The organism is Synechococcus sp. MU1625 (assembly GCF_020514205.1).
Lineage (GTDB): Bacteria > Cyanobacteriota > Cyanobacteriia > PCC-6307 > Cyanobiaceae > Parasynechococcus.
This window is the reverse complement of sequence record NZ_VTLA01000008.1, coordinates 41,996-63,214: the sequence shown is the minus strand read 5'-3', so window position 1 is coordinate 63,214 and position 21,219 is coordinate 41,996. Positions and strand designations below refer to the sequence as shown.

General features: G+C 61.6%; 23 protein-coding genes. 15 read left to right on the top strand and 8 right to left on the bottom strand.

Features of this window, described 5'->3' with window-relative positions; genetic code table 11:
• Positions 1 to 24 precede the first annotated feature (24 nt).
• From FZX13_RS11470 to FZX13_RS11430, 10 genes are all read left to right on the top strand, one after another.
• Entirely contained in the window at positions 25 to 4,122 is a 4,098-nt protein-coding gene (locus FZX13_RS11470) for a DNA-directed RNA polymerase subunit beta' (RefSeq protein ID WP_226409674.1), read from the top strand.
• Positions 4,123 to 4,157: 35 nt separating this feature from the next.
• A complete protein-coding gene (locus FZX13_RS11465; RefSeq protein ID WP_226409673.1) occupies positions 4,158 to 4,310 on the top strand; it encodes a high light inducible protein in 153 nt (50 codons plus the stop codon).
• Entirely contained in the window at positions 4,307 to 5,365 is a 1,059-nt protein-coding gene (rlmN, locus tag FZX13_RS11460) for a 23S rRNA (adenine(2503)-C(2))-methyltransferase RlmN (RefSeq protein WP_166017977.1), read from the top strand. Before FZX13_RS11465 ends, rlmN begins: the two co-directional genes overlap by 4 nt.
• A gap of 66 nt (positions 5,366 to 5,431) precedes the next feature.
• Complete coding sequence (locus FZX13_RS11455) at positions 5,432 to 7,186, top strand: sodium:solute symporter family protein (RefSeq protein ID WP_226409672.1); 1,755 nt, start codon at positions 5,432 to 5,434, stop codon at positions 7,184 to 7,186.
• Positions 7,187 to 7,216: 30 nt separating this feature from the next.
• Positions 7,217 to 7,342, top strand: coding sequence for a hypothetical protein (locus tag FZX13_RS12925; protein ID WP_255453122.1), 126 nt, complete (start codon positions 7,217 to 7,219; stop codon positions 7,340 to 7,342).
• Between the two features lie 30 nt (positions 7,343 to 7,372).
• Positions 7,373 to 8,185: a HEAT repeat domain-containing protein gene (locus FZX13_RS11450; protein WP_115022225.1), complete on the top strand. Its 813-nt coding sequence runs from the start codon at positions 7,373 to 7,375 to the stop codon at positions 8,183 to 8,185.
• A gap of 74 nt (positions 8,186 to 8,259) precedes the next feature.
• A complete protein-coding gene (locus FZX13_RS11445) occupies positions 8,260 to 8,463 on the top strand; it encodes a DUF2997 domain-containing protein (RefSeq protein WP_115022223.1) in 204 nt (67 codons plus the stop codon).
• Positions 8,463 to 8,855, top strand: a complete 393-nt coding sequence (locus FZX13_RS11440; RefSeq protein ID WP_226409671.1) for a DUF1257 domain-containing protein — start codon at positions 8,463 to 8,465, stop codon at positions 8,853 to 8,855. Before FZX13_RS11445 ends, FZX13_RS11440 begins: the two co-directional genes overlap by 1 nt.
• Before the next feature lie 3 nt (positions 8,856 to 8,858).
• A complete protein-coding gene (locus tag FZX13_RS11435; protein WP_226409687.1) occupies positions 8,859 to 9,209 on the top strand; it encodes a ferredoxin in 351 nt (116 codons plus the stop codon).
• Complete coding sequence (locus FZX13_RS11430; protein ID WP_226409670.1) at positions 9,209 to 10,408, top strand: aldo/keto reductase; 1,200 nt, start codon at positions 9,209 to 9,211, stop codon at positions 10,406 to 10,408. Before FZX13_RS11435 ends, FZX13_RS11430 begins: the two co-directional genes overlap by 1 nt.
• Positions 10,409 to 10,417: 9 nt before the next feature.
• Here FZX13_RS11430 and rsmG read toward each other — a convergent pair whose 3' ends face one another.
• The gene (gene rsmG / locus FZX13_RS11425; RefSeq protein WP_226409669.1) at positions 10,418 to 11,149 is read right to left on the bottom strand and encodes a 16S rRNA (guanine(527)-N(7))-methyltransferase RsmG; all 732 of its coding nucleotides are present in this window, start codon (positions 11,147 to 11,149) and stop codon (positions 10,418 to 10,420) included.
• Positions 11,150 to 11,174: 25 nt separating this feature from the next.
• Here rsmG and FZX13_RS11420 point away from each other — a divergent pair, with 25 nt between their 5' ends.
• Both FZX13_RS11420 and FZX13_RS11415 read left to right on the top strand, forming a co-directional pair.
• The gene (locus tag FZX13_RS11420; protein ID WP_115022215.1) at positions 11,175 to 11,714 is read left to right on the top strand and encodes a J domain-containing protein; all 540 of its coding nucleotides are present in this window, start codon (positions 11,175 to 11,177) and stop codon (positions 11,712 to 11,714) included.
• Positions 11,656 to 11,928, top strand: a complete 273-nt coding sequence (locus FZX13_RS11415) for a DUF3143 domain-containing protein (protein ID WP_226409668.1) — start codon at positions 11,656 to 11,658, stop codon at positions 11,926 to 11,928. The genes FZX13_RS11420 and FZX13_RS11415 overlap by 59 nt, the downstream gene beginning before the upstream one ends.
• Before the next feature lie 12 nt (positions 11,929 to 11,940).
• Here the strand turns inward: FZX13_RS11415 and bioA are convergent, their stop codons facing one another.
• On the bottom strand, positions 11,941 to 13,239 hold the full coding sequence (gene bioA, locus FZX13_RS11410) for an adenosylmethionine--8-amino-7-oxononanoate transaminase (RefSeq protein ID WP_226409667.1): 1,299 nt from the start codon (positions 13,237 to 13,239) through the stop codon (positions 11,941 to 11,943).
• Between bioA and FZX13_RS11405 the strand changes: the two genes are divergently transcribed.
• Positions 13,214 to 13,546 (top strand): hypothetical protein, encoded by a 333-nt coding sequence (locus FZX13_RS11405; protein ID WP_226409666.1) that lies wholly within the window; start codon positions 13,214 to 13,216, stop codon positions 13,544 to 13,546. The genes bioA and FZX13_RS11405 overlap by 26 nt on opposite strands.
• Positions 13,547 to 13,550: 4 nt before the next feature.
• On the opposite strand, the gene FZX13_RS11400 is transcribed toward FZX13_RS11405, so the two are convergent.
• The 5 genes from FZX13_RS11400 to FZX13_RS11380 are packed head-to-tail and all read right to left on the bottom strand — an operon-like array spanning position 13,551 to position 16,975.
• The gene (locus FZX13_RS11400; RefSeq protein ID WP_226409665.1) at positions 13,551 to 13,706 is read right to left on the bottom strand and encodes a hypothetical protein; all 156 of its coding nucleotides are present in this window, start codon (positions 13,704 to 13,706) and stop codon (positions 13,551 to 13,553) included.
• A complete protein-coding gene (gene bioD / locus FZX13_RS11395) occupies positions 13,703 to 14,362 on the bottom strand; it encodes a dethiobiotin synthase (RefSeq protein WP_226409664.1) in 660 nt (219 codons plus the stop codon). Before bioD ends, FZX13_RS11400 begins: the two co-directional genes overlap by 4 nt.
• Positions 14,359 to 15,171, bottom strand: a complete 813-nt coding sequence (locus FZX13_RS11390; RefSeq protein ID WP_226409663.1) for a methyltransferase domain-containing protein — start codon at positions 15,169 to 15,171, stop codon at positions 14,359 to 14,361. Before FZX13_RS11390 ends, bioD begins: the two co-directional genes overlap by 4 nt.
• On the bottom strand, positions 15,105 to 15,839 hold the full coding sequence (locus tag FZX13_RS11385; RefSeq protein WP_226409662.1) for an alpha/beta fold hydrolase: 735 nt from the start codon (positions 15,837 to 15,839) through the stop codon (positions 15,105 to 15,107). Before FZX13_RS11385 ends, FZX13_RS11390 begins: the two co-directional genes overlap by 67 nt.
• On the bottom strand, positions 15,836 to 16,975 hold the full coding sequence (locus tag FZX13_RS11380) for an 8-amino-7-oxononanoate synthase (RefSeq protein ID WP_226409661.1): 1,140 nt from the start codon (positions 16,973 to 16,975) through the stop codon (positions 15,836 to 15,838). The genes FZX13_RS11385 and FZX13_RS11380 overlap by 4 nt, the downstream gene beginning before the upstream one ends.
• A 54-nt stretch (positions 16,976 to 17,029) precedes the next feature.
• On the opposite strand from FZX13_RS11380, the gene FZX13_RS11375 reads away from it, so the two are divergent.
• Positions 17,030 to 17,971, top strand: a complete 942-nt coding sequence (locus FZX13_RS11375; protein ID WP_115022603.1) for a bile acid:sodium symporter family protein — start codon at positions 17,030 to 17,032, stop codon at positions 17,969 to 17,971.
• On the opposite strand, the gene FZX13_RS11370 is transcribed toward FZX13_RS11375, so the two are convergent.
• Positions 17,968 to 18,198, bottom strand: coding sequence for a hypothetical protein (locus FZX13_RS11370; RefSeq protein WP_115022205.1), 231 nt, complete (start codon positions 18,196 to 18,198; stop codon positions 17,968 to 17,970). The two genes, FZX13_RS11375 and FZX13_RS11370, sit on opposite strands and share 4 nt — an antisense overlap.
• Positions 18,199 to 18,557: 359 nt before the next feature.
• On the opposite strand from FZX13_RS11370, the gene FZX13_RS11365 reads away from it, so the two are divergent.
• Positions 18,558 to 21,218, top strand: coding sequence for a DEAD/DEAH box helicase (locus FZX13_RS11365; RefSeq protein WP_370630819.1), 2,661 nt, complete (start codon positions 18,558 to 18,560; stop codon positions 21,216 to 21,218).
• Position 21,219 lies beyond the last annotated feature (1 nt).

Sequence of the window (21,219 nt, the reverse complement as noted above, 5' to 3'; positions counted from 1 at the left end):
CCCTTTCCTGATCTGCGCGCAGCCATGACCTCGTCCTCGAAATCCCGCAAGTCCAAATCCAGCAAAGCCTCCAAAGCCTCCAAGGCCGCCAAAGAGGCTCCTGTGAGCGCATCCCGTCCGCTCTCGAAGACCCCGCCCCCGTTCCGCAACCAGGTCATCGACAAGCGGGCCCTTAAACAGCTCGTTGCCTGGTCCTACAAGAACCACGGCACGGCCGTGACCTCGTCCATGGCCGACAACCTCAAGGATCTTGGCTTTAAGTACGCCACCCAAGCTGCCGTCTCGATCTCCGTCGACGACCTGAAGGTGCCCGAGGCGAAGAAGGATCTGCTGGGCCAGGCCGAGGAACAGATCACGGCCACCGAAGAGCGTTACCGCTTGGGTGAAATCACCGAGGTTGAGCGTCACACCAAGGTGATCGACACCTGGACCGAGACCAACGAGCGTCTGGTCGATGCCGTCAAAAAGAACTTTGACGAGAACGCACCGCTCAACTCGGTGTGGATGATGGCCAACTCCGGCGCGCGGGGAAACATGTCCCAGGTGCGTCAGCTGGTGGGCATGCGCGGTCTTATGGCCAACCCGCAGGGCGAAATTATTGACCTTCCGATCCGCACCAACTTCCGTGAGGGTCTGACGGTTACCGAATACGTCATCTCCTCTTACGGTGCCCGTAAGGGTCTGGTGGATACAGCGCTGCGTACCGCTGACTCCGGCTACCTCACCCGTCGATTGGTGGACGTTGCCCAGGATGTGATCGTCCGTGAGGACGACTGCGGAACCACCCGTCACATCGTGGTGGAGGCCGAGGGTGGCAAGTTCCGCAGCCGGCTTGTGGGTCGCCTGACGGCTGCCCAGGTGGTGAACGCGGATGGCGAGGTGCTTGCTGAGCGCGACACCGAAATCGATCCGCCTCTGTCCAAAGCCTTTGAGGCAGCTGGGGTGAACGCGGTGAGTGTGCGCTCGCCGCTCACCTGCGAAGCCAACCGTTCTGTCTGCCGCAAGTGTTACGGCTGGGCACTGGCCCACAACGAACTGGTCGATCTGGGTGAAGCCGTCGGCATCATCGCTGCCCAGTCGATCGGTGAGCCTGGAACCCAGCTCACCATGCGGACCTTCCACACCGGTGGTGTGTCCACGGCTGAAACCGGTGTGGTCCGCTCGAAAGTTGCGGGCACCGTTGAGTTCGGCAGCAAGGCGCGGGTGCGCCCCTACCGCACGCCCCATGGTGTGAACGCCCAACAGGCTGAGGTTGACTTCAATCTCACGATCAAGCCTTCCGGGAAAGGAAAGACGCAGAAGATCGAGATCACCAACGGCTCCCTGCTGTTCGTCGATAACGGTGCCGACATTGATGCCGACGTGACGGTGGCTCAGATCGCTGCTGGTGCGGTCAAGAAGAGTGTTGAGAAGGCCACCAAGGATGTGATCTGCGATCTGGCCGGCCAGGTCCGCTACGAAGAGGCGATTCAGCCCCGCGAAGTCACCGACCGCCAGGGCAACATCACCCTGAAGGCTCAGCGCCTCGGCCGGATGTGGGTGCTTTCGGGCGATGTTTATAACTTGCCGCCCAACGCACAGCCCGTCGTTGGTGGTGAGACCCAAGTCGCCGAGGGTCAGGTACTGGCTGAGGCAAGCCAGCGCAGTGAGTACGGCGGTGAAGTTCGCCTGCGCGATTCCATCGGTGATTCCCGCGAGGTGCAGATCGTCACCACGGCGATGACTCTCAAGGACTTCAAGCTGCTTGAGGAGTCCACCCACTCCGGTGAGATCTGGAACCTCGAGGCCAAGGACGGCACCCGATATCGCCTCAACACCATCCCCGGTAGCAAGATCGGTTCCGGTGAGGTCATTGCCGAACTGGCGGATGATCGCTTCCGCACCGGCACCGGTGGCCTGGTGAAGTTCGCACCCGGTCTGGCGATCAAGAAGGCCCGTTCCGCCAAGAACGGCTACGAAGTCAACAAGGGCGGCACCCTGCTGTGGATCCCCCAGGAAACCCACGAGATCAACAAGGACATCTCCCTGTTGATGATCACCGACGGTCAGTGGATCGAGGCCGGCACCGAGGTTGTCAAAGACATCTTTAGTCAGACCGCCGGCATCGTCACTGTTACCCAGAAGAACGACATCCTGCGCGAAATCATCGTCCGCAGTGGTGAGTTCCACCTCTGCACAGATGCCAAGGCGTTGGAGCGTTTCGAGGGCGATGGCCAGATGGTCAACCCCGGCGAAGACGTCGCCAAAGGGCTGTCCGTTGATGCCATGAAGTATGTGCAGACGGTCGAGACCCCTGAAGGAAAAGGCCTGCTGCTGCGTCCGGTTGAGGAATACACCATCCCCAATGAGGCCCAGCTGCCTGAGCTGTCTCATGTGAAGCAGGCCAATGGCCCTCACCTCGGAATCAAGGCCACCCAGCGTCTGGCCTTCAAGGACAACGAGCTGGTCAAGTCAGTCGAGGGTGTGGAGCTGCTGAAGACGCAGCTGCTTCTGGAGACCTTCGACACCACCCCTCAGATGACGGTGGATGTGGAGAAGGCTCCCGACAAGCGTGCCAAGACCATTTCCCGTCTGCGACTCGTGATCTTGGAGTCGATCCTTGTGCGTCGCGACACCATGTCTGACTCCAGCCACGGTTCGACCCACACCGAGCTGCAGGTTGAGGACGGTATCTCCGTCAAGGCTGGCGATGTTGTTGCCACCACTCAAATCCTTTGCAAACAGGCTGGTCTGGCGCAGTTGCCAGAAGCGACGGAAGCCGACCCGGTGCGTCGGATGATCGTCGAGCGCCCCGAAGACACCACCACCCTCAGCACCTCCGGCAAGCCGGTGGTGAGCGTCGGCCAGCGGATTGTCGACGGCGACCCCCTCGCTGATGGGGAAACTGCCAGCTGCTGCGGTGAGATCGAGGCTGTTTCCGGTAACAGCGTCACTCTGCGTCTGGGACGCCCCTACATGGTGTCGCCGGACTCCGTCCTGCACGTGCGCGATGGCGACCTGGTGCAACGGGGTGATGGTCTGGCCCTGCTGGTGTTTGAGCGGCAGAAGACGGGTGACATCGTTCAGGGTCTGCCCCGAATCGAAGAATTGCTAGAGGCCCGTCGCCCCCGCGAATCCGCGATTCTTTGCAAGAAACCCGGAACCGTTGAGATCAAGCAGGGTGAAGACGACGATTCCCTCGTCGTCAATGTGATCGAATCCGATGACGCCATCGCTGAATATCCGATCCTGCTCGGCCGCAACATCATGGTGAGCGATGGACAGCAGGTCACGGCTGCTGAACTGCTGACGGATGGCCCGATCAACCCGCATGAGCTTCTCGAGTGCTACTTCGAGGATCTGCGCAGCCGCAAGCCTCTGATGGAGGCCGCCCAGGAAGCGATCGCCAACCTGCAGCACCGCCTGGTGACTGAGGTTCAGAACGTTTATAAGTCTCAGGGCGTGTCGATCGACGACAAGCACATCGAAGTGATTGTGCGTCAGATGACCAGCAAGGTGCGGGTGGAGGATGCAGGTGATACCACTCTGTTGCCGGGTGAATTGATCGAACTGCGTCAGGTGGAGGACACCAACCAGGCAATGGCGATCACGGGCGGTGCTCCCGCCGAATTCACGCCGGTTCTGCTGGGTATCACTAAGGCGTCGCTCAACACCGACAGCTTCATCTCCGCCGCCTCCTTCCAGGAGACGACACGGGTGCTGACGGAAGCCGCCATCGAAGGCAAGAGCGACTGGCTGCGCGGTCTCAAGGAGAACGTGATCATCGGTCGCTTGATCCCTGCCGGTACAGGCTTCAGTGGTTTCGAAGAGGAGCTGCAGAAAGAGGCTGGTCCCCACCCCGACATCCTGTCGGAGGACCCCGCTGGTTACCGCCGCATGCAGAACCTGCGTCCCGACTACACCGTTGATATGCCTCCTGCGGCGAGTGCCACTGCTGTTCTGGATGACCCCAGCGATGCCGACCTTGAGGCCACCCGCACCCGCCACAACATCGACCCCTCGGCGAGCAATTTCGCCGCGTTCACCCGTCCGGACGCCGACAATGAGCTGAAGGAAGAGCAGGTGGTTGATGCTGAAGCCGTTGAAGGTCTTCAGGAGGAAGGCCTGCTCTCTGACGAATGAGCTCCGCTCAATTGTTCACCGTCGCAGACCCTTCCATGCTTGAGCCCACTCAGATCCCCACGAGACGCCTGCCCCGGTATGGGTTCCACACCCATACCGAGCGGCTGAACGGACGCTTGGCCATGCTTGGCTTCATCGCCCTGATGGCGGTGGAGATCAAGCTGGGCCATGGTTTGCTGATCTGGTGAGCCAGGCTCTGCTGGGTCGCAGTGCGGCCGAGCTGCAGGACTGGGCGGTTGCTCAGGGGCAGAAACCGTTCCGCGGCCGTCAGCTCCACGATTGGATTTATGCCAAGGGTGCCCGTTCCTTGGCAGACATCACGGTCTTTCCCAAGACCTGGCGTGCCGCGCTGCTCGAGGACGGCATTGATGTCGGTCGCCTGAAGGAAGTGCATCGTTCAGTGGCAACCGATGCCACCACCAAGCTGCTGCTTTCCACAGAAGACGGCGAGACCATCGAAACCGTGGGCATTCCCACCGACCAGCGGCTCACGGTCTGTGTCTCCAGCCAGGTGGGGTGTCCCATGGCCTGCCGCTTCTGTGCCACTGGAAAAGGGGGGCTGCAGCGTTCGCTCCGGACCCACGAAATCGTGGATCAGGTGCTGAGTGTGCGTGAGGCGATGGAACGACGTCCTTCCCACATCGTCTTTATGGGTATGGGTGAGCCTCTTCTGAACAGTGAGGCTGTTCTGGAGTCGATTCGCTGCCTTAATGATGATCTCGGCATCGGCCAACGGCGCATCACCGTCAGCACGGTTGGTGTTCCGAAGACCTTGCCGCAACTTGCGGAACTGGCCATGCAGAGGTTGGGGCGAGCCCAATTCACCCTTGCTGTGAGTCTCCATGCGCCCAACCAGAGGCTGCGCGAGGAGCTCATCCCCACGGCCCATGCCTATCCCTATGAAGCTCTTCTTGATGATTGCCGTCACTATCTGGATGTGACCGGTCGCCGGGTGAGTTTCGAATACATCCTTCTCGGTGAACTCAACGACCAGCCCCACCACGCTGCAGAGCTAGCGGATCGCGTTGGTGGCTTCCAGAGCCATGTGAACCTCATCGCCTACAACCCGATTGAGGAGGAGGAGTTCAAGCGGCCGACGCCGCAGCGGATCGAGGCGTTTCGTCGTGTTCTTGAACGACGTGGTGTCGCCGTCAGCCTTAGGGCCAGCCGCGGGCTTGACCAGAATGCGGCCTGCGGCCAGCTACGGCGTCAGCAGATGACCTCGAGCTCCGCAGAGAGCTGAATGTTGGGATGAACGGTGGGCTGATGGCGTGTTCATCAGCAGACTGCTGCTGAACAGGGTCTTCGAATGACAGCAATCGACTGGCTGCTTCTCGGTGCCTACCTCGCCCTCACCCTGATGCTGGGGTTGTGGCTCTCGCGCCGCAACAGCGGCGAAGAGGATTATTTCGTGGCCGGCCGTCGTCTCAACGGTTGGCTCGCTGGTGCATCGATGGCCGCCACCACCTTCTCCATCGACACGCCGCTGTACGTCGCTGGCCTCGTGGGCGCACGCGGCTTGGCGGGGAACTGGGAGTGGTGGAGTTTTGGTTTGGCCCATGTGGCGATGGCTGTTGTGTTTGCGCCCCTCTGGCGGCGTAGTGGCGTGCTGACCGATGCCGCTTTCACCGAGTTGCGTTATGGCGGTCCGGCGGCGGCATGGCTGCGAGGCATCAAGGCCTTCCTACTGGCCGTGCCGGTCAACTGCATCGGCATCGGTTATGCCTTCCTCGCGCTTCGCAAGGTGGTGGAAGCCCTGGGCCTGGTGTCCGGTCAACCTGCTGCCCTGGGGCTCACAGACACGGTCTGGTTGTTGATGGTCGTGGCCCTGCTCGTGATGAGCTACACCGTTGCCGGTGGCCTTTGGGCTGTTGTGGTCACCGATCTGGTCCAGCTTGTGCTGGCGTTGGCGGGTGCCCTGGCCGTGGCCGTGGCTGCCCTGCATGCAGCAGGCGGAATGACGGCTCTTCTGGAGCAACTGCAGGCCTTGCAGAGGCCTGAGCTGCTGTCTCTGGTGCCTTGGACCTGGGATGAGTCTGGCTTCAGTTGGTTGCAGGGCAGTGGCATCAGCATCCCGATGTTTACGGCCTATATCGCTGTGCAGTGGTGGAGTTTCCGCCGCAGCGATGGGGGGGGTGAGTTCATCCAGCGGATGCTGGCCACCCGTGATGAGCAGCAGGCACGGTTGGCGGGGTGGGTGTTCCTTGTGGTGAATTACCTCGTGCGCAGCTGGCTCTGGATCGTCGTTGCTCTGGCGGCTCTGGTTCTGTTGCCGGCCGGCGCTGATCTGGAGCTGGGCTATCCAGCCCTTGCGGTGCAACTGTTGCCCCCCGTGGCGCTCGGCCTGGTGGTGATCTCGCTGGTGGCAGCGTTTATGAGCACCGTGAGCACATCGGTGAATTGGGGTGCCAGCTACCTCACCCACGACCTGTATCAGCGGTTTGTTCGTCCTTCCGCCACTCCGCGGGAGCTGTTGCTGATCGGGCAACTCACCACTGTTCTGCTGCTTGTTCTGGGCGTGATTACAGCCCTGATCAGCGACAGCATCGGTGCGGTGTTCCGCCTGGTGATCGCCATCGGTTCAGGCCCGGGTGTGGTCCTGGTGCTGCGCTGGTTCTGGTGGCGGGTCAACGCAGCGGCTGAGCTGTCGGCCATGCTTTGCGGCTTTTTTGTGGGTGTGTTCACGTCTGTGGTTCCCCTGGTTCGGATTGAGGATTACGGGGTTCGCATTGCGGTGATCACCGGCCTCTCAGCGATGGTCTGGTTGGCTGTGATGCTGACCACACCTCCGGAATCGGATGCTGTCTTGGAGCAGTTTGTGCGGACGGTTCGCCCTCCGGGACCTGGTTGGGCACGTCTTCGCCAGCGCTTTGGCGTCATGCCCATGGAGTCCCTACCTGCGATGTTGCGTCGCTTCGTTCTCGCTTGCGGTGTGCTGTTCGGCGGCTTGCTCGGGACGGGTGGGTTTCTGTTGCACCAGCAGTGGACTGGCTGGATTGGTCTGTCGGTTCTGATCCTCTCGATCTGGCAACTGCGGCGGCGTGTCGATGCCGTGCCGTCTTGAGCAGAATGGCGCCTTGGTTGCAGTGTTCCGGTGTCGTTTTTTCGTTCCACCCTTCTGCCGGCTCTGATTGTTCTTCTGTTCGTTCTGGCGTTGGTGGCCGTGAGTGCGCGGATCTGGCTCCCCGGTGACATGCTGGCTCCAGCTCCGATGGGTTGAGCCCTGGAATGCCTCCCGTAGCATCGATCCATGACTGACGATCGCAGCCAACAGAAGGACCAGGGGCTCTCCAACCTTTCCGTGGATCCTGAACTTCTGGCGCGCGAGCTGGCGGCCGAAGAGGACGTGGATCCGCTTGATGCGATCCAGCTCGACAACACCGATCAGGACTCCTCCCTGGAGATTGCCAGGGCCTGTGACCAGGCTCTGATCTGGTTGCGGGGCAAACACGGAGAACGTTTGCAGGGTTTGCAAGTGTTTTGCGAATACCGCGACCCCAGGGCGATCGCCTTGCTGCTGCCTCTGCTGCAGAACTCCTGTCCAGTGGAACGGATGAGTGCGGTCTACGCCTTGGGTCGTAATCCATCGCCTCCGGCCGTTGAACCGCTGCTGCAGCTGCTGCAGATGGATGCCAATGCCTACGTCCGTAAGGCCGCGGCTTGGAGTCTGGGCAATTTTCCGGATGCGCCGGTGCTCAATCCGCTCATCCGTGCCTTGCAGACGGATGTCGCTGCTGTTCGCCTGTGGTGTCCAGGCTCGTTAGCTGAGGCCGGCAGCCGTTCACCGGTAAAGGCAGACCCCGCTGCGGGGCAACTGCTTGTAAGCCTGCGCATCGACAGCGAAGCGGTGGTGCGCAGCAACTGCATTTGGGCCTTGGGTCGTTTGATCGATCAGCTGGTGCAACCGCGGCAAGCCGAGATTGTTGAAGCTCTGGTCAGTGCCCTGCTCCACGACGGTGAGATTTCCGTGCGTGATGAGGCCAGAACCGCTCTCGAACAACTGGAGGATCCGCTGGTGCTGGAACGTCTGCAGACGTTGATCAACGACGGATTCATCCTGTAACAGGGCTGTGTAACGAAGAAGGCAACAATCAGCGGTGACCCCCACTAGATTGCTGCGCAAATCACGCCGCTTCGATGCCCCAGAAGACCATTCGTTTCACCATTCGGCCCGACGGTCGTGTGGAAGAGCGGGTCGAGGGGGTTGCTGGTGAGGCGTGCCAGCAGCTCACTGAAGAAGTTGAAGCTGCACTTGGAACGGTTGAACGTCAGGAGTCCACATCCGAAGCGTTTCTGCAGCCTGAAGTCCAGTCCCAGATTCTTCCCGCTCATACGAACTGATGTCGCATTTCAGCACCGTAAAGACCGAACTGCGTCAGCTCGAGCCTCTGGTCAAAGCCCTCGAAGATATGGGCTATGCCCCTGATCAGGGGGAACGCTCCGTGCGTGGTTATCGCGGTCAGACCGTCACGGCCGATCTGGCTATCGCAGTGCAAGAGGGAGGCGACATCGGCTTCCGCTGGAACAGCGCATCTGAGTCCTACGAGCTGGTGACCGATCTAGATCTTTGGAAGCAACAGATTCCTGTGGAACGCTTCCTTTCCAAGCTCACCCAGCGCTACGCCTTGAACTCTGTTTTGGCAGCCACCTCAAAAGAAGGTTTTCAGGTCGCAGAACAGATCCAGGCACAGGATGGTTCGATTGAACTCGTGGTGACCCGCTGGGACGCTTGAAACCTGGCTGATCCTTCTTCTTACGCCTTTTCAGCCCCCGCTCGGCCGCAGGAGCAACCAACAGGGCGTGAGCCCTTGCTCGGCGGAGATATGCGAGACCAGGCCGTCTGGGTTGACGAGGCCGTCTGCATTGGCTGTCGCTATTGCGCCCACGTGGCTTCCAACACTTTTGTTGTTGAGCCGCATCTAGGACGCTCCAGAGCGATCCGTCAGGACGGTGACTCCACCGAATGCATCCAGGAGGCCATCGATACCTGTCCCGTTGATTGCATTCACTGGGTTGCCTTCGAGTCGCTTGAAACGCTGAAGCAGAACCTGATTCGCCAGAATCTTCAACCTCGTCCTCAGGGTTGATGGCGCTGCCCACCCGTCGATTCGGCCGCACGGAGCTCGAGATTCCCCTGTTGTCTCTGGGTGGAATGCGGTTTCAGCAGAGCTGGACCGACCTTCCCCCAGACGAAATCACTCCCGCCTCCCAGACCCAGGTCGAAACGACCCTGAAGCGAGCGGTGGATCTGGGCTTTCATCACGTTGAAACGGCGCGGCACTACGGCAGTTCCGAGCGTCAGCTTGGTTGGGCCCTGCCGCTTACGCCCGACCCTTCACGTCTGCTTCAGAGCAAAGTGCCACCCCGGCCAGATCCCGCCGCGTTTGAAGCGGAACTGGAGCTCAGCTTTGAGCGGCTGGGTTGTGATCGCCTGGATCTGCTGGCCATCCATGGCATCAACTTGCCGGAGCATCTCGACCAGACCCTTCAGCCTGGGGGATGCATGGAGGTGGTGCGCCGCTGGCAGGCGGATGGACGGATCGGCTATGTGGGCTTTTCAACCCATGGACCCACGGCGTTGATCGCTGATGCCTGCGCCTCAGGTGCCTTCGACTATGTGAACCTGCATTGGTATTACATCCGTCAGGACAACGGTCCAGCCCTGGATGCTGCCCGCCGTCAGGACATGGGGGTGTTCATCATCAGTCCCACGGACAAAGGCGGCCATCTGCACACGCCGTCCCAACGGCTATTGGAGCTGTGTGCTCCACTGCATCCCATCGTGTTCAACGATCTGTTCTGTTTGCAGGATCCGCGGGTGCACACCATCAGTGTCGGAGCCGCACGGCCAGAGGATCTTGACCTTCACCTGGAGGCGCTGGAATTGCTGCCGGATGCGACGGCTTTGATTGCCCCGGTGGACCAGCGGCTGCGGCGTGCGGCCGATGACGCGCTGGGTCGTGACTGGATGACCACCTGGTTCGTCGGGCTGCCGCCTTGGCATGCGACGCCGGGGGACATCAATTTGCCGGTGTTGCTTTGGCTGTACAACCTGCTTGAAGCCTGGGATCTCGAGAGTTATGCCAAGGCCCGTTATCGGCTGCTGGGCTCGGGAGGGCACTGGTTCGCCGGTGCCAACGCCGATGCCTTTGATGGGGAGGTCAGTGCGCAGGAGTTACAAACCGTTCTGCAGGCGAGTCCGTGGCGTGAGCGCATCCCCGACATCCTGCTCAGCCTCAAGGACCGGCTCAAAGGGGCATCCCAGATGCGACTGTCGAGCGTCTGAACGGTCGACTTACGTCCCAAGGGGTTCACGGCTCGGCGTTCCCACGGCCCTCGGGTAGCTGCGGGGGCAGGGTCCGTTCGGTTGCACCCGCAACAGATGGCGTGTGCCGCGATCGTTGGGGAGCTGCCGGTGCTGAACCTCCACCAGACGGGCCTGAAGCAGGCGCAGGGTCTTGTTGAACGGCACGGCATCGGTGTCATTCCACTGGCCGCGATAGAGCAAGGCCTGCCCGTCCGTGTTCAGCAGGGGCACGAGGTATTCGGCCACCACAGGGGCTGCCGCCACGGCCCGGGCCACGGCTCGATCGAAACTGCCGCGGAACGCGCCGTCGCGACCGGTGGTCTCGATCCGCTCGGTGCGGACGCGCACTCGATCAGCCAGCCCCAGGGTGTTGGCCATGGCTTCAACGGCGGCTGTCTTGCGCCCAACTGAATCCAGAAGGGTCACCCGTGCCTTGGGCAGGGCAATGGCGATGGCCAGCCCGGGGAATCCACCCCCGGTGCCCACATCAATCCAGTGCAACGGCTGTTCCGGTGATTGCAGTTCTCCCGTTAGCGGCCAGAGGCTGTCAAAGACCTGACCCACCCAGAAATCATCACCATCAACCAGGCGCGTGAGGTTGACCTTTTGATTCCAGCTCTGTAGCTGGCCCTGAAGGGCGACCAGCTGGTCGCGCTGCGCTTGCGATGGCAGCCATCCCAGTGCGTCCCAGTACGCCGGTTCAGGCGCGGTGGCGGCCATGGCTGGAGCAACAACTCTTCTTAGGATGAAGGACCGGCCGTCCCCTGTGTCCGAAGCCCGCCTCAGCCATCACGAACGGCTTGGCGTGCGCCCAGGGGTCGACGCTGAAACCCTGCGTCAGGCCTTTCGACGTCAATCCAAGGCCCTGCATCCCGACACGACGCAACTTCCGCCAGATCAGGCCAGCATTGCGTTCCAGCAGCTCAAGGAGTCCTACGACGCGTTGCTGCGCCAGAGTCAATCAACCCTCAACCTGGACTCATCAGCAGTGCCAACGGCACCGCCTCTGGAGAACCAACCCCGTCCCGATGCCTGGCAGGGCATCGGTCAACGTCGACCTCTGTCTGGCGGTGAATGGTTTTCCTTGTTGTTGTTGAGCATTGCGCTGTTGCTCAGCCTGGTGCTGGGGTTGGGGGTAGCTCTTGCGCAGGGGCGCGACTGGCAGGTGTCACCCAGCTGGTTGGCGGATGAGCAGACTCAAAGAACAACCGTGCGTTCGCTGACTGATGGCCGCCCTGCCCCCGGAGAGCACCCCGCTGAATCAGCACTCTCTCCGGGCGCTTGAGGCCTGGCTTCAGCAGATGGGTGCGATTCGCATGGATGACAACCCCTGCCAGTGGATGCTTGAGCGTTCTGAATGGAGGGCCCTGCTGCTGCTTGAGCGGGAAGATCTCAAAGTGATTTGGCACCCCGGTTCGCTGGAAGCGATGGTGCAGTGTTCTCTGCCTTACGGCCTCTCCCGAGCCGATGTCGAAGCGGCGATTCAGGCGGGTCCTTGAGGCCAAAAGAGCTCAGAGCTGATCAAGGGCCATCGCGATCACCGCGTAGCACCGTTCCAGCTGGGCATCACTGATGCAGAGCGGTGGCAGCAGATAGACCACCTGGCCCAGGGGTCTCAGGAAGACTCCGTTTTCCATGGCCAGTCGCTTCAATTTCGGACCCGCCGGGTTGAGGTAGCCGGAGGTCCCATCCACGACAAGATCGAAGCCGGCGACAGTCCCCGTCAATCGAGGGCGCTGCACCCGCGGATGCCGTGCCAGCTGCTCTAGGTGCGGTCGATGCCGTTCTTCGAACTGTTGAAATGCAGCGGGGTTGCGCTCCAGCAGGTCGAGGCTGGCGTTGGCCGCGGCGCATCCCAGTGGATTGGCGGTGAAGCTGTGGCCGTGCCAGAGGGTCAAGCAGGGGTCTTCACCGACGAAGGCTTCGAACACCTCTTCACTGGCCATGGTGACGCCCATCGGCAGGCATCCACCCGTCAACCCTTTGGAAAGGGCCATCAGATCTGGCCGGATGCCCGCCCGCCGGCTGGCGAACCAGTCGCCACAGCGTCCGAAGCCGGTCAGCACTTCGTCGGCAATCAGCAGCGATCCTGCCTGGCGGGTTCGTGCTTCCACCTGCCGCAGAAATTCAGGCCGCACCATGGCCATTCCGCCGGCTCCCTGAAGCAGAGGCTCGAGAATCACTGCCGCTGTCGGCGTCTCCAGCACGCGTTCGAGCACCTCCAGCGCCGCCGATTCCTTGGCCTCCACGTCGTCGTCGTCCCACCAGGTGGCTGGCCAGGGAACACGGGCGACGGGAAAGAGCTTGTCTTCGAAGGGCGCGCTGAACAGGTTGCGTTCACCAACGGCCATCGCTCCGAAGGTGTCTCCGTGGTATGCCCCGTCGAAGGCGACGATCTGATGGCGAGGTTGTCCTCGGTTGGCCCACCACTGGCAAGCGATCTTGAGGGCCACTTCCACCGCGGTTGACCCGTTGTCGGAAAAAAACAGGCGTTGCAGACCGCAGATTCCGCTCAGTCGCACCGCTAGTTGCTCCGCGGGCTCGTGGGTGAAGTCGGCAAAGATTACCTGCTCGAGGCAGGCGGCCTGATCGGCGATCGCTTTGGCCAACACCGGATGGGCATGGCCATGCAGGGTGACCCACCAGCTGCTGATGGCATCGATCAGGGGCTCTCCTTCCTCGCGGATCAGCAGGGCACCGTCCCCAGAGACCACCCGTTGAGAGCTGGCTGCTTTAGCCATCTGCGTGAAGGGGGGCCAAAGATTTGGATGTCGTGTTTGCCCCATGGCAGCAACTGCAGCTTTTGCCATATTGGATCTGGAGCTGTTACTGATGCCCTGGATGGCTGCCACTCGCACCCGTCGTCAGTCCAAGCGTTTTGCCGTCCCAAGCAGGCCTGAGGGGTCTGCAGTGCGTCGCCCTATGACGCGACGCCTTGTCCTTCCGGAGGGCGACTGGCAATCGATCCGCAGTGATCTTGAGCTGCGGGGCTGGTCGTCTTCCCAGCTGGAGGTCATTCAGGCGGAACTCCGTCAGGGCTGGCCCCTGCGGATCGCAGTACGCCATGCAGCGATGCGGTTAGGTACCTGCCCCACGGGTTCAAAATCCCTGGGCTGATCCCTCAACGGCAAACGTCACTGTTCTTTTCTGCCTCTGTGGCGATGGCGCTGCAGTTCACCCAGCGCACGAGCTGCACTTCGATATCGGTGAACAGCACCAGAATGCCCACGCACAGTGCTGAAACAGCCAGAGACGCCAGGGTTTGACGTGAAGTCACAGGGAAGTTTGGTTCAGCACCTGATGAAATTTAGTGCTGAGATCCTGCTCATGCCAAAGCCGCTCCAGAACTGTTGCTGAGAGTGAGGCTTGCGGTGGGAGTTGCGCTAGCACCGGAACATCACCGAACTGTTCGAGGGTGCCGGGGTTGTCCTGATGCAGAGGGCCGTTCAGGATCAGTCCCAGCACCTTGAGATTGCGTTTTCGCAATGCTTCCAGGCTGAGCAGGGTGTGATTAAGGGTTCCAAGCCCACTCCGGGCGACCAGCACGATCGGCAACTGCCACTGCACCAGTTGATCGATCTGGAGCCAGCTGCGGGTGAGGGGGACCATCAGACCTCCAGCTGTCTCCACCACCAGGGCCCCCCGATGGTTAGGAATCTGGAGTTGGGCCGGGTCGAGAACAGTTGCGTCCAGTTCGGCGGCCCAGTGGGGGGAGACCGGCTCTTGGAAGGCATAGGCCTCGGGCAGCATTCGTTCCGGAGGGAGGTCCAAGAGCTGGCGCACCCGTTCCCGGTCACCACCGCCTTCAAGACCGCTCTGTACCGGTTTCCAGTAGCTGGCTTCAAGTCCCTGCACCAGCCATGCACTCACCACGGTTTTGCCCACGTCCGTGTCCGTTCCGCAAACCACCAGTCGACTGAAGCTGCTGCTCATCGCTTCACCATCAGGATCAACATCTTCCAGGTCAGGGCGAACCGTGGCGACTGATCGGATTGGGGCCAAGCCCGGAAGACGGCCTTCCACTGACCTGGGGACAGTTGACCAGCGTTGGTTACCGAAGCGCCAACGTTGCTCATGGGCCGCAGCAGCTTCAGCGGATTGGCGGCGTGCTGGGTGAAGCTCAGGCACTGTTCCAGTTGCACCACGCCATCGGGGAGGGCCGCCATCAGTTGATCCCGCACTGGCATGGTCAAGGCGGTGCAGTTCTGACTGGCCTTTTGGGCGGCCTGCTGCCATTGCGGAAAACTGCCATCAATCGGCACCGCTAGGGCCAGCCAGCCTTGGTCCGCTAGTGCATCCACCCAGGTGCGAAGTTGCTGCGCCGGATCCGGCAACCAATGAAGAACAAAGCTGGAGGCCAGCAGTTGAGGTGGCACTGGCAAGTCCGGCAGTCCGCTGCTCAGGTCATGCCGCAGGATCTGCACCCCTCTGGGATGGCTTCTCAGCATGGCGGCACTCCCATCGATGCGCATCACCTCCTGCCCGGGGTGAGAGGCCTCCAGGGCCGCGGCGAGATGACCGGTACCGCTGCCTAGATCAGCCCAAAGGCCGCGCGGGATCGCGCAGCGTCGGCTGAGTTGTGCGAGACGCCAGGCCATTGCCCGTTGCAGCAGGGCATCGGTTGCGTAGGTCGGTGCTGCGCGACTGAATCGCTCCAGAACTTGGTCGGAGCGAATCACAGGCCCTCCAGCCATCGCTGTACCACCAAGAAGACCCTTGGCGTGATCAGCGCGTGACCCCAAGTCGGGTCGCGATGGAGGCTCAGCGGTTGATGCTCCAGCGCATCGATGAGCTGTTGCGCTGACTCTGCAGGCACGACTGCATCCCGTTCGCCCTGCACCACCAGAACAGGAACGGTGTCTGGCCACCCCGTCGGCAGAGTCCGGCAGTGCGCCAGCAGGTCCAGATCCTGCTGGAGACGCTGGCGCCCCAGGGTCGTCAGGCCCTGCAGCAGGGGGTTGGGGGGCAGGGCGCTGAGGGCATGAGGTGAAGCTGCTTTGTCGAGGAAGCGTTCCAGCATCGGCAGTTCCTGGTCAGTGCCCAGGGCTGCCTGCATTCCCTGTAGAGCGGCCCCGATAGAGCGCCCTGCTCGCCCATCCGGCACAAATCTGGTGAAGCTGCCAAGCAGCACCACTGCCGATGCATTCTCCAGGACGGATGCTGGCAGCAGATGGAGCCCCAGGGAGTGGGCGATCAGCACGTTTCGTTCCGGGCCTGTTCGTTCCGCGCCGTTTCGTTTTGGGACGTTTCGTTTTGGGAAGGTGGTCCATGCCGGTGGAATGGGCTTCTCACTGCCATAGCCCCGTTCGGCGATGTTCCAGGTGGCCCCCCCTTGCTCGAATTGCTTTCGCCAGTGGGACCAAGCGCCGGCGTGGCCTGCCCAACCATGCATTGCCAGGATCTGCATCATCGAGCGCAGAGGGCTGCGAGCAGTTGCTCCAATGTGCCCTCCGGCAGGTCCCGCCGCAGCACCAGGCGCAACCGGGAGGTGCCCTCAGGCACTGTGGGTGGTCGGATCGCGACCGAAAGCAGACCGGCCTGCTCCAGCTCTTGCTGAAGGTCGAGAGCGTCTTGGTCCCCACCGACCAGCAAGGGGAGAACTGGTCCGCTCCCTGGGGGGCGCGGCCAGCCCTGGTTCATGAGTGCTGTTCTCCAAAATTCAGAGCGTTGGCACAGCTCGGATCCCCAGGTCGGGTTGGACTGGATCAAGTTCAGGGCGGCTTGGGCCCCAGCCACCAGCGGTGGCGCCAGGGCCGTGGTGTAACGGAAGGCGCCACTGGTCTGAAGCAGCCGTTCCATCGTGGTGTGATCCCCTGCGAGAAAGGCGCCTCCGCTGCCGAAAGCTTTCCCAAAGGTGCCGCTGACCAAAGCCACTGGCTGTCGGAGTCCATGGCAAAGCCCGCGGCCTTCTGGACCCAGCACGCCTAGGCCATGGGCTTCGTCGACCAGCAGATGTGCACCGTGGTGGGCACACAGGTCGGCCATGCCTTTCAGGTCGGGACTGGTGCCTTCCATGCTGAACAGGCTTTCGGTCACCACCAGAGGTGTTGTCGTTGCGTGCTTCAGCCGCTGCAGACGCTGGTCGAGATCCTGAAGATCGTTGTGGGCAAATCGTTGCAGCCGTGCCCCACTCGTGCGGATGCCTGCCAGCAGCGAGTGGTGAATCAGCCGGTCCACCAACACGGTGGTGTGCCGTTCACTAAGGGCTGTTACGGCGGCGATATTGGCTTGAAATCCACTGGGGAATAGCAGCACCCGATTCCGATCCAACCAAGTAGCGAGAGCCGACTCCAGCTCCAGATGACGTGGTCGGGTGCCGGTGATGAGTCGAGAGCCACCGGCCCCGACCCCATCGGAGGCCATGGCTTCCATCGCCGCCGCGACGACAGTGGGATGCCGGCTGAGGCCGAGGTAGTCGTTGCTGGCCAGATCGAGAAGTTGGCGCGTTCCAGACGGATCTCGCAGTTGCCAGGGTTCCTGGCCGGAGTCCCAGCTCCGCAGGCGACGGCGGCGCGCCGGGTGAATGGGAGAAGCCTGGTCCCGCATCACAACAGTTTGGAACCCGCCCTGATCAAGGATGGCCGCAGTCCTCTGATCGTCATGACCTGGGAGCGATTTACTCTGCTTTTTCCGCTTTGGACGTTGCTGGGAGCTGTTCTGGCCCTGGTGCATCCACCCCTCTTTGTCTGGTTCAGGGGGCCACTGATTGCCCTTGGACTGGGCGTGATCATGTTGGGCATGGGTGTGGGGCTGACGCCGGCAGACTTCCTGCGCGTTGGTCGCAGGCCGCGCGCCATGCTGCTCGGGGTGCTGGCGCAGTTCCTGGTGATGCCGGCCCTCGCAGCAGCCATTGCGGCGGCCCTGCACCTGCCCGCACCTCTGGCAGTGGGTTTGATTCTTGTCGGCTGTTGCCCGGGGGGGACCGCCAGCAATGTGGTGGCACTGATCGGCCGCGGTGATGTGGCGCTTTCAGTGGTCATGACAACCATCAGCACCCTGGCTGCTGTTGTGCTGACTCCACGTCTCACGCAGGTTCTCGCCAGTCAGTACGTGCCGGTGGATGGTTGGGCTCTGTTCTTGACTGTGCTTCAGGTGGTGCTGCTGCCCGTCACCGTCGGGGTCGTGCTCAAGCGTGGTCTTCCCGGTGTGGCCCAGCGGATTGAGCCGGTGATGCCCCCTCTGGCAGTGATGTCCATCGTGATGATCGTCTCCAGCATCGTCGGCAGTCAGACAGCGGTGCTGCGTCAACAGGGCCCCGTGTTGATCCTGGCTTGCCTCCTATTGCATGGCGGCGGGTTTTTGCTGGGTTGGCTGATTCCGCGGCTGATGGGCCAAACCGTGCAGGCCCAGCGCACCATCAGCATTGAGGTGGGGATGCAGAACTCGGGATTGGCAGTCGTGCTCGCTCGAAGTGGAGGGTTCGCTAGTCCCCTCACGGCGTTACCGGGTGCCATTTCCGCTGTCATTCACTGTTTGATCGGCAGCGCTCTTGCCGCCCTCTGGAGGCGGCGGCCAACTCCTTCGCTTCGTCAGTCGTCTTAAGTCAAGCCCCCACCGTGGAGTTCGAACAGCAGACGGGCGGCGAGCCCGCGGGAGATGCGTCGTGCCACGAGCAGATCACAGATCCAGGTGAACAGCGGTGGGGCATCGGTGCTGGAGGCCAGGCGCTGTTCGAGGGCCTTCAGCTCCTTGACGTCGCGGCAGCCCCGCAGTGCATCAATCAGGGTGTCTTCAGCCGGCCGCGGCTTGGTGAGCTGGGTGGTGGTCACAGCAGGGTGCTTTTCATTCCCTCTGTCATGGCACCGGCGGTGTGCCTCTGTCACCCTTTTGAAGCTGGGTTTCATGGCACAAAAAAAGCCCCGGTGGGCTCACCAAGGCTCGAAGCATTCTCCCTATTATTTTCACGGTCTAGGTCGCTTCCGTCAAAGGATGTCGGCACATCTAATTGATGGCATTGGCCTGGCTTATCGCTTAGTTGAAGGGAAGGCTCAGCAGGCCTCCTTAGGATTGTTCGATGAACCAATCGACACCGGCCACGCCTTCATCAGAGCCCGATGTCGATCGCAGTGCAGCACTGAATCCCTCCGAAATCTTTCCATTCCCGCTGGATGATTTCCAGCTTGAGGCCATGGATGCCCTCAATCAGGGGCACTCGGTTGTGGTGAGTGCCCCCACAGGATCTGGCAAGACGCTGATCGGGGAATACGCCATCCATCGCGCCCTGGCCCACGGCCAGAAGGTCTTTTACACCACACCACTGAAGGCCCTGTCCAATCAGAAATTGAGAGATTTCCGTGCTCAGTTCGGCGTTGAGAACGTGGGGCTGATGACCGGTGACCTCAGCATGAATCGCGAGGCATCCATCGTGGTGATGACCACGGAGATCTTCCGCAACATGCTCTACGCCGAGGCGGATGAGCACGATGATCCCCTGGCTGATGTGGAAGCTGTGGTGCTGGATGAGTGCCACTACATGAATGACTCCCAGCGCGGCACGGTCTGGGAGGAGTCGATCATTCACTGCCCCCCGCCGGTGCAACTCGTGGCGCTTTCCGCCACGGTGGCGAATGCAGGCCAGCTGACCGACTGGATCGACAAGGTTCATGGTCCGACCACCTTGGTGATGAGTGATCACCGACCGGTTCCTCTTCAGTTCAGTTTCTGCAGCGCCAAGGGTTTGCACCCATTGCTGAATGATGCTGGAACCGGACTGCATCCCAACTGCAAGGTCTGGCGCGCGCCCAAGGGGCAAAAGCGCAAGGGACGCTCCCAGAGACCGCCTCAACCGGAACCACCACCAATCAGTTTTGTTGTGGCCCAGATGGCCGAGCGGCAGATGCTCCCGGCGATCTATTTCATCTTCAGTCGACGTGGATGTGACAAGGCGGTTCGGGATCTTGGTGTGCAGTGTCTGGTCACCAAGGAGGAGCAGGCGCGGATCAAGGCTCGCTTGACGGCCTACAGCGACGACAACTCTGAGGCTGTCCGAGATGGAATCCATGCCGATGCCCTGTTACGGGGCATCGCGGCACACCACGCCGGTGTTCTTCCCGCCTGGAAGGAGTTGATTGAGGAGCTGTTTCAGCAAGGGCTGGTGAAAGTGGTCTTCGCGACGGAGACCTTGGCCGCAGGCATCAACATGCCCGCCCGCAGCACGGTGATCGCTGCGATGTCCAAGCGAACCGAACGCGGGCATCGCCCACTGATGGGCAGTGAGTTTCTGCAGATGGCCGGTCGTGCCGGACGGCGTGGTCTCGATTCCCAGGGTTACGTCGTGACGGTTCAGAGCCGCTTTGAGGGCGTGCGTGAGGCCGGACAACTCGCGACGAGTCCTGCCGACCCTTTGGTGAGCCAGTTCACCCCCAGCTACGGGATGGTTCTCAACCTGCTGCAGCGCCATGACCTGGCCAAGGCCAGGGAGCTGGTGGAACGCAGTTTTGGCCGCTACCTGGCGGGGCTCGACCTCGTGGAGGACGAAGACAATCTCTCGCAACTGCGGCTGCAACTCAGCCAGCTTGAGGGAGTTGCTGGCGATATCCCCTGGGAAGACTTCGAGGACTACGAGAAAATGCGTGGGCGGCTCCGTGAAGAGCGGCGCTTGCTTCGCATTCTCCAGCAACAGGCTGAGGAAACGTTGGCCAACGAGCTGACGATGGCCCTTCAGTTCGCCAGCACCGGCACCTTGGTCAGCTTGAAGTCGCCACAGCTACGAGGGCGCGTCGCACCAGCGGTGATTGTCGAGAAGGTGAAGGGTCCGGGTCAGTTTCCGCTGCTGCTCTGTCTGACCGATGACAACGTCTGGATCCTGCTTCCCTGTCAGGCCGTGGTGAGCATCCATGCAGAGCTCAGTTGTCTTCAGGTGGATGGGCTGGCGTTACCAGAGTTGACCCGCTCGGGAGAGTTGCGTCATGGCGATCAGGCCAGTGGTGGTTTGGCCTTGGCGGTAGCCCATATGGCCCGGCGCCACGACATGACCACCCCGCAATACGACTTGGCCGGGGAAGTGTTGACTCAAGCCCGGCTGGTCCGAGATCTCGAACAGGAGCAGGAGCAGCATCCGGCCCATCGCTGGGGGGATCGCAAGCAGCTCAAGAAGCACCGCCGCCGCATGGAGGATCTGGAACTCGAGATCGCTGAACGTCAGCGGGTGCTGCATCAACGGGCCAACCGTCACTGGGAGACCTTCCTGGCCTTGATGGACATCCTTCAACAGTTTGGATGTCTCGACGAGCTGGATCCCACGGAGATTGGCCGCACCGTTGCCGCGTTGCGGGGCGACAACGAGCTGTGGCTGGGGCTGGCTCTGATGAGTGGTCATCTCGATGACCTCTCACCCCCTGACCTGGCGGCGGTGTTTGAGGCGATCAGCACGGAGGTCAATCGCCCTGACCTTTGGAGTGGCTTTCCGCCGCCTGCTGCGGCAGAGGAGGCCCTTCAGGATTTATCTGGCTTACGTCGCGAGCTGCTGAGGGCCCAGGAACGCGCAGGAGTGGTGGTGCCAGCTTGGTGGGAACCCGAGTTGATGGGCTTGGTGGATGCCTGGGCCAGGGGAACAACCTGGAGCGATTTGATTGCCAATACGTCGTTAGACGAGGGCGATGTGGTGCGCATCATGCGCCGCACCGTGGATCTGCTTGCCCAGGTTCCCTATTGCGAGGCCATCAGCGAGCAGCTACGCAGCCATGCCCGGCAGGCCCTGAAAGCCATCAATCGCTTCCCGGTGGCCGAGGCTGAGGATCTGGTGCCATCCTCCGCTGCTCTCAACCCGGCAACAGAGCGGGCGGCCTGAG

Bases quoted from the DNA above. Each gene is read 5' to 3' on its own strand.
- FZX13_RS11470 (WP_226409674.1), top strand. From the start codon at position 25: ATGACCTCGTCCTCGAAATCCCGCAAGTCCAAATCCAGCAAAGCCTCC.
- FZX13_RS11465 (WP_226409673.1), top strand. From the start codon at position 4,158: ATGCTTGAGCCCACTCAGATCCCCACGAGACGCCTGCCCCGGTATGGG.
- FZX13_RS11455 (WP_226409672.1), top strand. From the start codon at position 5,432: ATGACAGCAATCGACTGGCTGCTTCTCGGTGCCTACCTCGCCCTCACC.
- FZX13_RS11450 (WP_115022225.1), top strand. From the start codon at position 7,373: ATGACTGACGATCGCAGCCAACAGAAGGACCAGGGGCTCTCCAACCTT.
- FZX13_RS11445 (WP_115022223.1), top strand. From the start codon at position 8,260: ATGCCCCAGAAGACCATTCGTTTCACCATTCGGCCCGACGGTCGTGTG.
- FZX13_RS11440 (WP_226409671.1), top strand. From the start codon at position 8,463: ATGTCGCATTTCAGCACCGTAAAGACCGAACTGCGTCAGCTCGAGCCT.
- FZX13_RS11430 (WP_226409670.1), top strand. From the start codon at position 9,209: ATGGCGCTGCCCACCCGTCGATTCGGCCGCACGGAGCTCGAGATTCCC.
- rsmG (WP_226409669.1), bottom strand. From the start codon at position 11,149: ATGGCCGCCACCGCGCCTGAACCGGCGTACTGGGACGCACTGGGATGG.
- FZX13_RS11420 (WP_115022215.1), top strand. From the start codon at position 11,175: ATGAAGGACCGGCCGTCCCCTGTGTCCGAAGCCCGCCTCAGCCATCAC.
- FZX13_RS11415 (WP_226409668.1), top strand. From the start codon at position 11,656: ATGGCCGCCCTGCCCCCGGAGAGCACCCCGCTGAATCAGCACTCTCTC.
- FZX13_RS11405 (WP_226409666.1), top strand. From the start codon at position 13,214: ATGGCAGCAACTGCAGCTTTTGCCATATTGGATCTGGAGCTGTTACTG.
- bioA (WP_226409667.1), bottom strand. From the start codon at position 13,239: ATGGCAAAAGCTGCAGTTGCTGCCATGGGGCAAACACGACATCCAAAT.
- bioD (WP_226409664.1), bottom strand. From the start codon at position 14,362: ATGAGCAGCAGCTTCAGTCGACTGGTGGTTTGCGGAACGGACACGGAC.
- FZX13_RS11385 (WP_226409662.1), bottom strand. From the start codon at position 15,839: ATGATGCAGATCCTGGCAATGCATGGTTGGGCAGGCCACGCCGGCGCT.
- FZX13_RS11380 (WP_226409661.1), bottom strand. From the start codon at position 16,975: ATGCGGGACCAGGCTTCTCCCATTCACCCGGCGCGCCGCCGTCGCCTG.
- FZX13_RS11375 (WP_115022603.1), top strand. From the start codon at position 17,030: ATGACCTGGGAGCGATTTACTCTGCTTTTTCCGCTTTGGACGTTGCTG.
- FZX13_RS11365 (WP_370630819.1), top strand. From the start codon at position 18,558: ATGGATGCCCTCAATCAGGGGCACTCGGTTGTGGTGAGTGCCCCCACA.